13 protein-coding genes are annotated in these 12480 nt (G+C 73.9%); 4 read left to right on the top strand and 9 right to left on the bottom strand.

Going from position 1 to position 12480, the window contains the following annotated elements; genetic code table 11:
* Positions 1-85 precede the first annotated feature (85 nt).
* Positions 86-667 carry a sigma-70 family RNA polymerase sigma factor gene (locus tag AB0A97_RS03080; protein ID WP_361143653.1) on the bottom strand — a complete coding sequence of 194 codons (582 nt, stop codon included), beginning with the start codon at positions 665-667 and terminating at the stop codon, positions 86-88.
* A 61-nt stretch (positions 668-728) separates the two neighbouring features.
* On the opposite strand from AB0A97_RS03080, the gene AB0A97_RS03075 reads away from it, so the two are divergent.
* On the top strand, positions 729-944 hold the full coding sequence (locus tag AB0A97_RS03075) for a zf-HC2 domain-containing protein (protein ID WP_361143651.1): 216 nt from the start codon (positions 729-731) through the stop codon (positions 942-944).
* Between the two features lie 117 nt (positions 945-1061).
* On the opposite strand, the gene AB0A97_RS03070 is transcribed toward AB0A97_RS03075, so the two are convergent.
* From AB0A97_RS03070 to AB0A97_RS03055, 4 genes are all read right to left on the bottom strand, one after another.
* A complete protein-coding gene (locus AB0A97_RS03070; protein ID WP_361143648.1) occupies positions 1062-1874 on the bottom strand; it encodes a PE-PGRS family protein in 813 nt (270 codons plus the stop codon).
* Positions 1875-1959: 85 nt separating this feature from the next.
* Entirely contained in the window at positions 1960-2865 is a 906-nt protein-coding gene (locus AB0A97_RS03065) for an alpha/beta fold hydrolase (protein ID WP_361143645.1), read from the bottom strand.
* Positions 2862-3545 carry a MarR family transcriptional regulator gene (locus tag AB0A97_RS03060; RefSeq protein ID WP_361143642.1) on the bottom strand — a complete coding sequence of 228 codons (684 nt, stop codon included), beginning with the start codon at positions 3543-3545 and terminating at the stop codon, positions 2862-2864. The genes AB0A97_RS03065 and AB0A97_RS03060 overlap by 4 nt, the downstream gene beginning before the upstream one ends.
* Positions 3546-3709: 164 nt before the next feature.
* Complete coding sequence (locus AB0A97_RS03055; RefSeq protein WP_361143639.1) at positions 3710-5002, bottom strand: glycosyltransferase family 87 protein; 1293 nt, start codon at positions 5000-5002, stop codon at positions 3710-3712.
* Positions 5003-5152: 150 nt separating this feature from the next.
* On the opposite strand from AB0A97_RS03055, the gene AB0A97_RS03050 reads away from it, so the two are divergent.
* Entirely contained in the window at positions 5153-6754 is a 1602-nt protein-coding gene (locus tag AB0A97_RS03050) for a glycosyltransferase family 39 protein (RefSeq protein WP_361143637.1), read from the top strand.
* Positions 6755-6878: 124 nt separating this feature from the next.
* Here AB0A97_RS03050 and AB0A97_RS03045 read toward each other — a convergent pair whose 3' ends face one another.
* Positions 6879-7574 (bottom strand): nucleoside/nucleotide kinase family protein, encoded by a 696-nt coding sequence (locus tag AB0A97_RS03045; protein ID WP_361145204.1) that lies wholly within the window; start codon positions 7572-7574, stop codon positions 6879-6881.
* Between the two features lie 8 nt (positions 7575-7582).
* Entirely contained in the window at positions 7583-8821 is a 1239-nt protein-coding gene (locus tag AB0A97_RS03040) for a class I SAM-dependent methyltransferase (RefSeq protein WP_361143634.1), read from the bottom strand.
* A gap of 147 nt (positions 8822-8968) precedes the next feature.
* On the opposite strand from AB0A97_RS03040, the gene AB0A97_RS03035 reads away from it, so the two are divergent.
* Entirely contained in the window at positions 8969-9892 is a 924-nt protein-coding gene (locus AB0A97_RS03035) for a universal stress protein (protein ID WP_361143631.1), read from the top strand.
* A gap of 29 nt (positions 9893-9921) precedes the next feature.
* On the opposite strand, the gene AB0A97_RS03030 is transcribed toward AB0A97_RS03035, so the two are convergent.
* Positions 9922-10458 carry an N-acetyltransferase gene (locus AB0A97_RS03030; protein WP_361143629.1) on the bottom strand — a complete coding sequence of 179 codons (537 nt, stop codon included), beginning with the start codon at positions 10456-10458 and terminating at the stop codon, positions 9922-9924.
* Between the two features lie 156 nt (positions 10459-10614).
* A complete protein-coding gene (locus tag AB0A97_RS03025) occupies positions 10615-11280 on the bottom strand; it encodes a VTT domain-containing protein (RefSeq protein ID WP_361143626.1) in 666 nt (221 codons plus the stop codon).
* 403 nt (positions 11281-11683) lie between these two features.
* Here AB0A97_RS03025 and AB0A97_RS03020 point away from each other — a divergent pair, with 403 nt between their 5' ends.
* Positions 11684-12382 (top strand): superoxide dismutase family protein, encoded by a 699-nt coding sequence (locus tag AB0A97_RS03020; RefSeq protein ID WP_361143623.1) that lies wholly within the window; start codon positions 11684-11686, stop codon positions 12380-12382.
* The last annotated feature ends 98 nt before the right edge of the window (positions 12383-12480 follow it).

Genomic DNA, 12480 nt, shown 5'->3' with positions numbered 1-12480 from the left:
CGCCGAGAGCCGAGAGCCGGAGGCCGGTGTCCCGGGCGCACGCCCAGGACACCGGCCGTTCAAGCATCCGGCCCAGCCCTCAGCCTCACGCGGCGGAGCCCGCCGGGACCCGGGCGGGGTGCTGCTCCTGCTCCGCCAGCAAGGACACCAGCGTCTCGCGGGCCCGTGCCACCCGGGAGCGCACCGTTCCCACCGGGCAGCCGGCGATCTCCGCCGTCTCCGCGTACGGCAGACCCAGCACCTGGGTCAGTACGAACGCCTCCCGGCGGGGTGCGGGCAGCGCCGACAGCAGTTCGGTGAGGGCGATGCCCTCGTCGAAGCCGGGCACACCGCGCGGCTGGGCCTTCTCCACCGCGGCCTGCCAGTCGTCGGTCCCGGTGAGCCGCGGTCTGCTGGCCATCGACCGCAGCCGGTCGGCGACCGTCCGGCGGGCGATGGTCAGCAGCCACGTACGGGCCGACGACCGGCCCTCGAAGCGGGGCAGGCTGCGCAGGGCCCGCAGGTAGGTGTCCTGCACCAGGTCGTCGGCGGCCTGCGCGTCGCCGCTGAGGTGCGTGACGTAGCGCCGTACGTCCAGTTGTGTCGCGCGGACGAACCGTTCCACGGCCGTCTCGTCCCCGGCGCGGGCCGCCAGGGCCCAGGCCGTCACCGTACGGTCATCGCGCATGCCGCACCTCCTCGCCGCCGGTCGCGGAACCGCTGCCGCGCACGTCGGGGAGGATGGGGTCATGCACTGCTCGCGCGTACGAACCGCCGTCTCCGCCCGCCTGGACGGCGAACAACTGCCGCCGGGCGTCACGGGCGGGCTGCTCGACGCCCACCTGGCGGGGTGCGCTGACTGCCGTCTCTGGTCGGAGCGGGCAGCGGCGCTGGACGGGTTGCTCGACCGGCTGCGGCGGTCCGCCGCATACGGTGACGGCGAGGACAGGAGTCATCATCAGTAGTCCTTCGGGAGATCCGGCCCCGCCGCGTACTCGACGGACGACGGTCGGGACCGATGACGATTACAAGGACCAGGACCGGCCGGCGTGCGGTGCGAAGTCCTGGATGTGACCGTGCTGTCAGCGGACAGCGTTCTCCCGGGGCGGGCCGCGGAGCCAGATGACGTGGACGAGGATCAGCCGCCGCAGCGGCTGCCGGGGTTCGCGGCGTACCGGGCGGGCAGGCCGGGGCAGGTCCGGCAGGAACGCGCGCAGGACGAGGGCGAGCGGCACGAAGAGCCGTACGGAGACCGTCCGTACGACGCGGAACGCCGCCCGTTCGCCGCCGCACAGCCACCAGGCACTCAGCAGCGCGACCAGAACGTGCGCCGCGACCATGCCGGTCATGCTGCCCCCCATACCTGGCATGTCGTGCATACCCGGCATGTCGTGCATGCCATGCATGTCGTGTCCGGAGTGCATGGCGTGCCCGGAGTGCATGGCGTGCCCGGAGTGCACTCCGTGGGTGGACCGCATGTCGGCCATGGCCTCGCCGTACCGACGCCCGATCCCCGCCTCGTGCAGCATCTGTTCGGCCTCGCGCTGCGGGATCGGGCCGACCGTGCCGCACGTCAGCGAGGCCGCCCACCGCTGGGCCAGGGAAGCCTGCTCGCCCACGGTGCCGGGCAGGGTGGCCGCCACCGACTGGCCGAAGGAGAAGGCGGAGTGCAGCGCGGCCTGCGTCGCCAGCGTCAGCGAGGTCACGAACAGCGGTCCACGTTCGCGGCCGGCGAGGCTCCACGCCCCGAAGGCCGTTGCCGTCATCGCGCCGAGCAGTACCCACCAGGGCACGGGCGCGCCGGACATGAGGACGTGGCCGAGGGCGGCGAGCAGCACACACACCGCCGCGAACACCCCGGCCCGCAATCCCCTGAGAACATGCCCCGCAATCATGACCCGCTCATGGTTGCACCCCGCCCCGGACGCCCGACGGCAGGGGCAGGGGCGGGGTGGGCGGCAGGCTCAGGGCCGGACAGGCTCAGTACGGGAGACCCGAGAGGAACCCGTGCAGGGCGTGGTCGAAGTGGCCGGTGTTCTCCAGGTTCACCATGTGGGCCGCGCCCGGAATCCGTACCCGTTGGGCGCCCGGCACGGCGAGGGTGATGGCGTGCGCGTTGGCGGAGATGTCGGAGCTGTCCAGGTCGCCGTCCAGGACCAGGGTCGGTACGCGGATCTCCGCCAGCCGCTCGTACGCGCCGACCTCGATCGGCACTCCGGCGCCCATGCCGCCTGCGTGCACGACCACGTTGGCGTCCGCCGAGGCCCGCATCCGCTCGCGCAGGGCGGGGTCCACGGCGTCGGGGGCGCGGTGCGGGCCGTCCACCCACATGCGCAGGAAGTGCTCGATGTAGCGCTCCGTGCCGTCCTCCTCGTCGGTGACGGCGGCCACCTGCTCCTTGATGTGCTCCAGGATGAACGGGTCGGTGAAGGCCCGGCCGCTCACCCCGGGCGAGGCCAGCGCCAGCGCGAAGACGCGGTCCGGGTGGGCGAGCGCCATGTCCAGGGCGATGCGGGCGCCGTGCGAGAGGCCGACGAGGATGGCGCGCGCTATGCCGAGGTGGTCGAGGAGGGCGCGCAGGTCCTCGTGGTTGGCGTAGTCACCGTCGACGGTGGAGGACAGTCCGTGGCCGCGTGCGTCGTAGCGGACCGTGCGCAGGCCGGATCGGGCGAGCCAGGTGAACTGCTCGTCCCACATGCGCTGGTCGAGCATCCCGCCGTGCAGCAGCACCACGGAGGGGTCGCCCTCCGTGCCGGCGCCGGCCGCCTCGTAGAACAGCTCACCGTTCTCGACCGGGACCGTGTCGTTCTCGACCTCCGTACCCCAGGCCCCGGCCTCCTGGATTCCTTGGATTCCGTGAATTCCTTGGATGTCGTCGGTCGTCATGCTCCGTGCCGTCCTGTGTGGGGTGCTGCTGTCGGGTGGGGCGCTCGGTCTGCTCGCGGTGCCCGGCCTGCCGGGGAGGTCCGGGGCGGTTGGGGCTCCCGGGAGGTTTGAGGTGCCTGGGGCCTTCGAGGTTCCCGGGGTGTCCGAGGTTCACGGGATGTCCGAGGCTCCCGGGGCGGAACCGCCGTACGGGAGGGGCCGGGGTGCGCCGGTTCGTCCCGGGCCGGCGCCCGGAGGTCCTCGCCGAGGCGGTCGAGTACGCGCAGGGTGGTGGCCACGTCGGCGGCCGGCACCCCGGCCAGCATCCGCCGCAGCCCGGCCGCCTCGGACTGCTGGAGCGCGCTCAGCGCCTCGGCGCCTTCCGGTGTGAGCCGGATCAGAGGGGAGCGCCGGTGCGCGGGGTTGGGGACGGCCTCCAGGAAGCCCAGGTCCGTCGCGTGGTTCACCCGGCGCTGTACGGGCTGGCGGTCCAGGCCCAGGGCGCGGGCCAGCTCCGGTACGGTGCTCGGGCCGTGCGTACGCAGGGTGTCCAGCAGGGCGCACTGACCGGCCGTCAGGCCCGTACCCGCCAGTTCCCGTTCCACGGCGCGTACGACCGTCCGGTGCAGCGGCCACAGGCGGCGGATCACCTCGTACGCGAGATGCTCGGCGGAGTCCGCGCCGCCCTCGGTGACACTCATGGTGTCATGATGACATCGGCGGTGTCGTTACGGAAGTCGCCCCCCGCGCCCGGCAGTTACCGCCTTCCGCGACGCGCGTCGCATCCGCGAAATCCGCTGATTCCGTTCTGTGTACGGATGAGGGGGCGGCGAAGTTCCCGACCCGATGCCGTCTTTTTCTTGTCTCATGGCAGAGGGCGGCGTACGGGTACGGTCCCGCGCCACAGGCGCCGGGCGGACAGCCGGGCCGCGGCGAGCAGCAGCAGGTTGCGCGCGTACAGGTTGGCGATGGACAGCCAGGACGCGTCGTCCCGCAGCCCGCGGTACAGGAGCGGGAAGTCCAGTGTGGTGAAGAGGCAGGCCGCCAGGATCAGCAGCGCGACCGGACGCTGGGTGGTGTCCCCACGCAGCAGGCAGACCGCGGCCAGACCGAGCAGCCAGACCATGTACTGCGGGCTGATCACCCGGCTGGTGACCACGAACAGGAGCGTGGCGGTCAGCGCGGCGTCCGGCAGGACCCGGGCGGCGGTGCGGTCCGACCGGTGCCGCCACCACAGCAGCCAGCCGAAGGCCAGCACGGTCGACACCTGCATGGCGGCGCTGACCCCGTTCACCCACGGGCCGACGAACTCGTGTGATCCGTCCTTCGCCGCCCAGGTGCCGCTCCAGCCGAGGTGCCGGGCCACATGGAACGGCAGGGAACCGACCGACTCGATCTGGATGCCGCGCGACTCCTGGGCGGAGAGGAAGGAGAACGCGTTCGGCATGGCGAGGGCGAGAGCGGCGGTCACGGCCGCGCCGGTGACGGCGGCGGCCGTCCAGGCGGTACGGGTGCGGCGGCCCCGCGCCGTGCCGGCGAGCAGCAGCGCGGGCCAGACCTTGACGACGGCGGCGAGCGCCGTCACGGCCCCGAAGACCCGGTCGGCCCAGGCGCGCCGCGCGGACGCGGCCACCAGGGCGAGCATCGCCAGAGCGGTCACGTGCAGGTCGAAACGGTTCCACGGCATGGTGCTGAGGACGGCCAGGCCCACGGTCCACAGCCAGGGCGCCGCGAGCGAACGCCCGCGCCGCCGCGCCACCCGCACCAGCAGTACGAAGATCGCGGCATCGCACAGCGCGGCCAGCACGATGAAGGCGTGCCCGAAGCCGAGGCCGGGGACGAGTCCGGGCGCCAGGATCGGCAGGGCCGCGCCCGGCGGGTACTGCCAGCTCATGTCGTGCAGCGGGAAGCTGCCGCCGCTCAGGACCGTGTACCAGCCGGTGTAGACCTTGCTCACGGACGGATCGAGCCCGCCGCCTCCCACGAACGGGCTGATCTTCAGGGCGGCGGGCACCAGCCAGAGCCGGGTGAGGAACCAGACGGCGAGCAGGGGCGGGAGTGCCGTACGGGGGCGGGTGGGCGCGGGGTCGGGCGCGGGCGCCGGGGTGGTCGCGGGGGCGACGGCGGCGATGGCTCGGGCGGCGGTCTGGTCGGGCACTGCGCCAAGGGCTCCGTTCTTCGTACGGGGGGTGGTGCGTCAGGGCGGTGGCGGTAGGGCGGTACGGCGCAGACCTGTGAAGTCGGCAGGTCGCGGCCTAGGCACAAGGTGTATACATGCGATGTATACGTGCAGTGTAGAGTCCTCGTCATGCCCGCTGAAGCCGCCCCCGCCGCACCGGCCGCTGCCCCCACTGCCCTCCCTGCCCGACGTGGCGTCACCACCGCACCCGCGCCCGCTTCCGCGTCTGCTCCCGCACCCGTTCCCGCCTCCGCCCTCGCGCGGCTCGCCGTCCCGGCGCTGCCCGCCCTGCTGGCGCTGGCGCTCGGCCTGTGGGGCATCCGGCGAGAGGACAGCCTGTGGCGGGACGAGGCCGTGACCTGGCAGGTCGGCCAGCGCTCGGTGGCGGAGATCTGGGACCTGCTCGGCCAGGTGGACGTCGTGCACGGCCTCTACTACGTGCTGATGCACGGGGTCTTCGAACTCTTCGGCGCCGGCCCGGTGGTCCTCCGGATGCCGTCCGTCCTGGCCGTCGCCGCGGCCGTTGCCGCCATCGCCGCGGCCGGACGCCGCCTCGCCGGGCCGTGGGCCGGTCTCGCCGCCGGGCTGGTCCTCGCGCTGATACCCAACATCCAGCACTACGCCCAGGAAGGCCGGGCGTACGCGCTGGTCACGGCCGGCGTGGCGATCGCCACCCGGCTTCTGGTGAGTGCGGCGGACGCGTCGCAGAACGCAGGGGCGGCCGTAGGGCGGCGCCGCCGGCCGCGCTGGGCGGGCTGGGCCGGCTGGGCGGGCTGGGCCGGCTATGTCCTGGTCATGCTCACCACGGCCCTGCTGAACTGGTTCTCGCTGTTCGTCCTGCCCGCGCACGCCGTCACCGTGCTCGTCGCCCGCCGCCGCGGTGCGCGCCCGCTGCTCGTCCCGTGGTCGGTGTCGGCCGCCGTGGTGCTGGCCGGCGCACTGCCGCTCATCCTGGCCAGCCGGGCCCAGTCGGACCAGGTGTCGTGGATAAAGCCCGTCGCCGTGTCCACCGTCCTGGGCGTCGGTGTGTTGCTGCTCGTGGCGCTGGTGTGCGCCCGCGTCCCGTACCCGGGCCGTGGCCGCGCGGCCGTGTCACCGGCCTCCGTCGGGCTGCCGCTGCTCGCCGTGCCGCAAGGCGGTCTGCTGCTGGCCTCCGTCCTTGTGGAGCCCGTCTACCTGGACCGCTACGTCCTCTACACGAACCTCGGTTTCGCCCTTCTGCTCGGCGTCGGCGTCGCCGCTGCCGTCCAGGCGCTCCCGGCCCGTACGGGGGTGCTGCTCGCGGGTGTGACGGCGACGGCTTTCGTGGCGCTGCTGCCCGTGGAGACCGGCCTGCGCGCGCCGGAGAGCCGGGCGGACGACGTGCTGCGGGCGGCCGACCGGGTCGCGGCGGTCGCGCGGACGGGCGACGGCGTGCTGTTCATACCGGCCGCCCGGCGCGACACGGCACTGGTGACGCCGTCGGCCTTCACCGGTCTCGACGATCTGGCGCTGGCCGAGAGCCCGGCGGCCTCCGGCACCATCAAGGGCGTCGAGGGCAGCGCCGAGCAGATACGTACCGCCATGCTGGCCGCGTCCCGCATCGTGGTCGTCACCGACACCCGCCGGGCCGCGCCGCCCGCACCCGTACGCGAGACCGAGAAACTCCGCGTCCTCGGCCGGCACTTCGAGCGGACCGACCGCACGGACACCGTCGGCCGCCGCATAGAGGTCTACGAGAAGGTGCGCTGACCGGCCACGGAAGCACTCGGCCCGCACGCCCAGCCGTACGGCGACGGCCGCGGTGACCGGGCCACCGAACCCGGCAGCGGTGACCGGGCCACCGAACCCGGCCGCGCCGGCCGGCCCGGCGTCCTCACGCCCCGCCGTACGGTTCCGGTGCCGCGTCCGGGGCGAACCTGACGACCAGATCGGCGCGCTCCCGCCCGGCCGTCACCAGGCGGGCGTTGACTTCGTCCGAGGTCCGCACGAACCGCTCGGCGTGCGCGCGTGCTTTGCCGAACCGCTCGTGCCGGTCGACCAGGCGCCGCACCCGTTCCGCGTCGTCCAGGTCCACGTACCAGACCTCGTCGAGGCACGCCCTGGCGTCCGTCCACGGCGGGTCGTCGAGCAGCAGGTAGTTGCCCTCGGTCACGACGAGCGGCACGTCGGGCGCCACCGGGACGCTGCCCGCCACGGGCTCCTCGACACGGCGGTCGAAGGCCGGGGCGTAGACCGTGGTGTCCGGGGCGGGGGAGCGCAGGCGGGCCAGCAGGGCCGCGTAACCGGCGGCGTCGAAGGTGTCCGGCGCTCCCTTGCGGTCCGTGCGCCCCAGGCGGCGCAACTCCGCCTCGGCGAGGTGGAAACCGTCCATGGGCACGAGCACCGCCGCCCCGGCCAGCTCGGCCACCAGACGGGCGGCCAGGGTGGACTTGCCCGAGCCGGGCGGCCCCGCGATCCCGAGGAGCCGACGGCGGGCCGGAGTGGCGGAGGCGGTGAGCCGCCGGGCACGGTCGACGAGTTGTCGCAGGTGCGTGAGCTCGGTCAGATCCTCGCTCAGGCCCTTGCTCATGTCCTGGGTCATGTCCTCGGTTCCTGCCCGGCCCCTGCGGACTCCGCAGTTCCCGCCGCCCCCAGCCGCCACAGCGAGGTCACCTCGGCGGCGCGGGCCGTGTGCAGGGGGTCGTCGGCGTCCCGGGCCCGAGGGTGCCGGGGCCGGATGTCCAGACGGTCGAGGACCGTCAGGCCCGCCGCGTCGAACGCGGCGGTCAGTTCGGCGCGGGAGCGCAGCCCGAGGTGTTCGGCGATGTCGGACAGGATCAGCCAGCCCTCGCCGCCTGGTTCGAGGTGGGCGGCCAGGCCGTCCAGGAAGCCGCGGAGCATCCGGCTGCCCGGGTCGTAGACCGCGTACTCGACGGGGGAGGTGGGCTTGGCCGGTACCCACGGCGGGTTGCAGACGACGAGCGCCGCGCGTCCGGCCGGGAACAGGTCGGCTTCGAGGATCTCCACGCGGTCGGCCACGCCGAGCCGTTCGGTGTTCTCCCGCGCACAGGCCAGGGCCCTCGGGTCCTGGTCGGTCGCCACCACACGGGACACACCGCGCCGGGCCAGCACCGCGGCCAGGACGCCGGTGCCGGTGCCGATGTCGAACGCCGGCCCGGGGACGGAGGGCAGCGGTGCCTGGGCCACCAGGTCGACGTACTCGCCGCGCACGGGGGAGAAGACGCCGTAGTACGGGTGGACACGGTCGCCGCCGAGCGCCGGTATGCGGACGCCGTTTCTGCGCCATTCGTACGCGCCGATCACACCGAGCAGTTCGCGCAGCGAGACGATCAGGGGCGGGGCGGGGTGCGTCGCGGAGCGGGGTGCGGTGCCGTCCGGACCGTCCGGGGCGTCCGTGCTGTCCGGGCCGTACGCCTGGAGGCACGCCTCCCGTACGTCGGGCGCACGGCGCAGTAGGAGCTCGTACCCGGGGTCCAGGGACACCAGCAGCATGCCCAGAATGCGGGCGCGCTGACTCTGCGCGGCCCGGTGCAGGTGGAAGGCCTGGGCGGGGTCGGCCGGCGGCCGTTTGCGCGGGCGGCGGTCGATGCGGCGGGCCAGCGCCGTCAAGAGCTGGCGGGCGTTGTGGAAGTCGCCGCGCCACAGCAGCGCCGTGCCCTCGCAGGCGAGCTTGTAGGCGTCGTCGGCCTTCGTACGGTCGTCGGCGACGACCACCCGGCGGGGCGCCGGCGTGCCGCTCTCGGAACGCCAGCGTGCGGTGCGGGCCGCGCCGGCCTCGGTCCACTCGACGGACTGCGGGGCCTGAAGTGTGTTCATTGCGTCCCAGGTAAGGGGCTGAGAAGTGACGTTCGACTCTACTCCGTGCCGGGGAGGGACCTTCGTCCCCTGTCTTCGGGACGGCCCGGGGTAGGAGTATGTAAATAGTTGGGCATAGCACACGCTGTCGGTCGTATGGAGGCGTACATGGACACCCTGCCGGTCATTGTCGCGGTGGACGGATCTCCCGACAGCGAACGGGCGCTGCGCTGGGCGATCGAGGCGGCCCGGCTGCGGTCCGCGCCGCTCCAGGTCGTACACGTCTGGCCGTACGTCACCTCGGAGGGCCGCGCGGCGGCCGAATCCGGCATCGGCGACCCGGTCCTGGACGAACTGCGCAAGACGCTGGACGGGCAGGCCGACACGGCCGGGCTGCCGGGCATCGAATTCCGCAGCCTCAGCGGGCTCACAGACACGCTGCTGCCCGCCCTCGGCGCCGAGGCGCAGCTGCTGGTGCTCGGCTCGCGCGGGCGCGGCGGCTTCGCCAGCCTGCTGCTCGGTTCGAACGGCATGGCGTGCGCGGCGCACTCGGAAGGGCCGGTGGTGGTCGTGCCGCGCCCGGACCGGGCCGGCGCCGGGCCCGGTGCGGACGGTGAGGCGGTCCGCCCCGACCCGCCGCAGGTCACCCTGGGCGTCGACGCCTCCTCGGACGAACCGGGCGCGATCGGCTTCGCCTTCGCCGAGGCGAGCCGTCGCGGCGCCCGCCTCAAGGTGGTCTCCGGCTATGCCTGGCCGATGCTGACACCGCCGTCCTTCGAATACATCGCGGCCTACGAAGGCACCCAGCAGGAGTACGAGAACGCGCTGGTCGAGCAGGTGACGCAGACGCTCGCGCCGTACCGGGAGCGCTACCCCGAGGTGGCGGTGACGGCCGAGCTGCGGAACGCGGACGCGGCCGGGCAGCTCGTCGAGGCGTCCAAGGCCAGCGATCTGGTCGTGGTCGCCCGGCACCGCAGGCGGCTGCCGGTCGGCCGTCGGCTCGGCTCGGTCGCCCACGCCGTACTGCTGCACGCGGTGTGCCCGATCGCGGTCGTGCCGGAGGGGACGGAGCGGAGCGGGGAAGCGGAGTAGCGCGAGCGCTCCTCCCCCTGCCCCTCTCCTCAGTCGACGCCGAACGCCTCCGCGTAGCGCACCGTGCCGCGCGGAGGTGTGCTGCCGTCCAGGGACAGGGCCAGGAACGCTTCGTCCGGCCACTCCTGCGGCGGCAGGATGCCGAAGCGGGAAGCGGGCTCGAAGCCGAACCTGGGGTAGTACGGCGGGTGGCCCAGCACGACTGCCGTCCGCTCGCCGGCCGACCGGGCCGCGTCCAGCAGGGCCCGGACGACCGCGCTGCCCGCGCCCTGCTCGTGGTACTCGGGCAGCACCGCGCAGGGCGCGAGCGCGACGGCCGGCTCGCCGGCTATGTGACAGCGGGTGAGCAGCGCGTGCGCGACGACGGGGGCGGGCGCCGCCGCGGTGCCGGCCGGTTCGGCGGCGGGCCCGGCCACGTACGAGAGGCCCGGCAGCCAGGCCGCCGGGTCCTGCCGCAGCGCGTCGACGAGGTCGGCCTCGCCCGCGGTCTCGAAGGCGGCGAGGTTGATCCGGCGGACGGCCGGGACGTCCTCGGGAGTCTCGGGGCGGCACTGCCAGGTGTTCATGCCCACATGGTCGCACCGGGGTCTGACAATCCGCCCGGGCTTCTCCTCCGGCCTTGAGGCCCCGGCCCTCCGCCCGGACACCTCCCGGCCCTCCGCCCGGACCGCTCCCGATCCTCCCCCCCCCGGATCTCCCGCCTGCCGGGCTCCGGCAGGCGGTCAGTCCGAGCCGGCCGCCGGGAACGCCGCAGCCCGGCGTTCCGGCCTGCGCATCAGGAAGACCGCCGCGGACCCGGCCGCGAACAGCGCGAACACCGACATGGCGGTGCTGATCCACGACACCCCCAGCCACTGGCCGCCCACATAGCCCAGGCTCACCCCGTACGCGGCCCAGGCCAGCCCGGCCAGCGCGGACCACGGCAGGAACTCCCGGACCGTACGGTGCGCGACCCCCGCGCCGAGGCTGACCACCGACCGTCCGGCGGGCGCGAAACGGGCCAGGACGACGATGCCGCCGCCGCCCCGCGTCAGCGCCGCACCGAGCCGTTCCTGTGCCGCGGTCAGCCGCCGGGAGCGGGCGATGGCGCGGTCGAACCGGTCGCCGCCGCGCCAGGCGAGCCGGTAGGCGACCATGTCGCCGAGCACCGAGGCGGTCGCGGCGCACAGCACCAGGGCCAGCATCTCGGCGATGTCGGCGTCACCGCGTACGGAGGTGGAGACGCCCACCGCGCCGGCCGCGGTGCGGGTGCCCGCGGCCGTGGTGGCCGCGGTGATCACCAGGACACCGCTGGGCAGGATCGGCACGAAGACGTCGAGGAGTACGGAGAGACCGACGATCGCGTAGACCCAAGGGGTGTCGCTCAACGACCCCAGGCTTTCCAACAACGTCCTACTCCTGATCCGATCCCCTGCCGCGACGTCGCATCGGCGGCTGGGGCGGCTGTACCGCCATACAGCGTACGCCTGGCCGGTCCGCCGTGACGTTCCAGGGCGCACGGTGTTGTCGGCTTCACACCCCCGCGGGACCGCCCCGGGCGGCACTGTCACCCGTCTGCTCCGGCCGTGGCGCAAAAGAGCGCGGCTTTGGGCATGTTATGTGCCGATATAAGCGCCTTGTGAAGCGCGCAAACAGGGTGCTCCGGAGCGGAACGGCACACGAATGGAGACAGGGATGCAGACGTTGAGGGAGTCGTCAGCGGCGCCGGAGTCGTCGGAGGCGCCGGAGGGCGCGGCGGGACCGGCTGCCGGCGGCAAACGGTCCGTGAACGGCGGACGGGCCGGAAGTGGCATGACGCCGGCACCGGCACCGACGCGAACGCGGCCGCGGACGGCCGTCAGGGCGGCGGGCGCCTCCGCGGCGGCCCTCGTCACGGCGGGCACGCTCCTGCTCGCCCCGGCGGCCGTCGCGGCGGACGGCGACAAGGTCACGAAGAACACCGTCAATCAGGACTACTCCGTCACCATCGCGGCGCAGTTCACCCGCCCGAACGGCGCGATGCTGAGCAGCGCGCTGACGTACGACCCCAAGCTGGTGCCCGTGAACTCCCGCGTCACGGTCAGCGAGCGCGCCGACAGCGCGCGTACCCGGGTCGGCCTGCGGGTGGCCGGTCTGGTGGCGAACCGCACCTACGGGGCGCACGTCCACACGGGGACGTGCGGGGTCCGCCCGGAGAGTTCGGGGCCGCACTACCAGCACCGCAAGGACCCGCGTACCCCCTCCGTCGACCCGGCGTACGCCAACCCGAAGAACGAGGTCTGGCTGGATTTCACGACCGACGGGCAGGGCGAGGCGAGCGCCGTGTCCCGGAACGCCTGGCGTTTCCGGTCCGGTGAGGCGCGGTCCGTGGTGATCCACGAGCGGCGTACCGCGACCAAGGCCGGGGTGGCGGGGACGGCCGGCCGGGTGGTCGCGTGCTACTCCGTGCCGTTCAACCAGTCGAAGGAAGCCGCGAAGGCCGTCACCGGCCTCCTGTCGAAGCTCTTCTGACGGCGGCACCGGTGCTGCCCGTCACCACGTTCTGACGCGGCTCGGAAAGAGCGGCGGGGGGGGGGGGCCTGCGGCGGGGGGCGGGCGGGGGGCGCGGG

This window comes from Streptomyces sp. NPDC045470 (assembly GCF_040646595.1).
In the GTDB taxonomy this organism is placed as follows: Bacteria; Actinomycetota; Actinomycetes; order Streptomycetales; family Streptomycetaceae; genus Streptomyces.
This window is presented reverse-complemented; position numbering and strand designations above follow the sequence as displayed.

What these genes read in the sequence shown, in the direction of transcription:
- AB0A97_RS03045 (WP_361145204.1), bottom strand. Translation starts at nt 7,574, where the DNA reads ATGAGCAAGGGCCTGAGCGAGGATCTGACCGAGCTCACGCACCTGCGA.
- AB0A97_RS03050 (WP_361143637.1), top strand. Translation starts at nt 5,153, where the DNA reads ATGCCCGCTGAAGCCGCCCCCGCCGCACCGGCCGCTGCCCCCACTGCC.
- AB0A97_RS03065 (WP_361143645.1), bottom strand. Translation starts at nt 2,865, where the DNA reads ATGACGACCGACGACATCCAAGGAATTCACGGAATCCAAGGAATCCAG.
- AB0A97_RS03020 (WP_361143623.1), top strand. Translation starts at nt 11,684, where the DNA reads ATGACGCCGGCACCGGCACCGACGCGAACGCGGCCGCGGACGGCCGTC.
- AB0A97_RS03060 (WP_361143642.1), bottom strand. Translation starts at nt 3,545, where the DNA reads ATGAGTGTCACCGAGGGCGGCGCGGACTCCGCCGAGCATCTCGCGTAC.
- AB0A97_RS03040 (WP_361143634.1), bottom strand. Translation starts at nt 8,821, where the DNA reads ATGAACACACTTCAGGCCCCGCAGTCCGTCGAGTGGACCGAGGCCGGC.
- AB0A97_RS03035 (WP_361143631.1), top strand. Translation starts at nt 8,969, where the DNA reads ATGGACACCCTGCCGGTCATTGTCGCGGTGGACGGATCTCCCGACAGC.
- AB0A97_RS03080 (WP_361143653.1), bottom strand. Translation starts at nt 667, where the DNA reads ATGCGCGATGACCGTACGGTGACGGCCTGGGCCCTGGCGGCCCGCGCC.
- AB0A97_RS03075 (WP_361143651.1), top strand. Translation starts at nt 729, where the DNA reads ATGCACTGCTCGCGCGTACGAACCGCCGTCTCCGCCCGCCTGGACGGC.
- AB0A97_RS03070 (WP_361143648.1), bottom strand. Translation starts at nt 1,874, where the DNA reads ATGATTGCGGGGCATGTTCTCAGGGGATTGCGGGCCGGGGTGTTCGCG.
- AB0A97_RS03030 (WP_361143629.1), bottom strand. Translation starts at nt 10,458, where the DNA reads ATGAACACCTGGCAGTGCCGCCCCGAGACTCCCGAGGACGTCCCGGCC.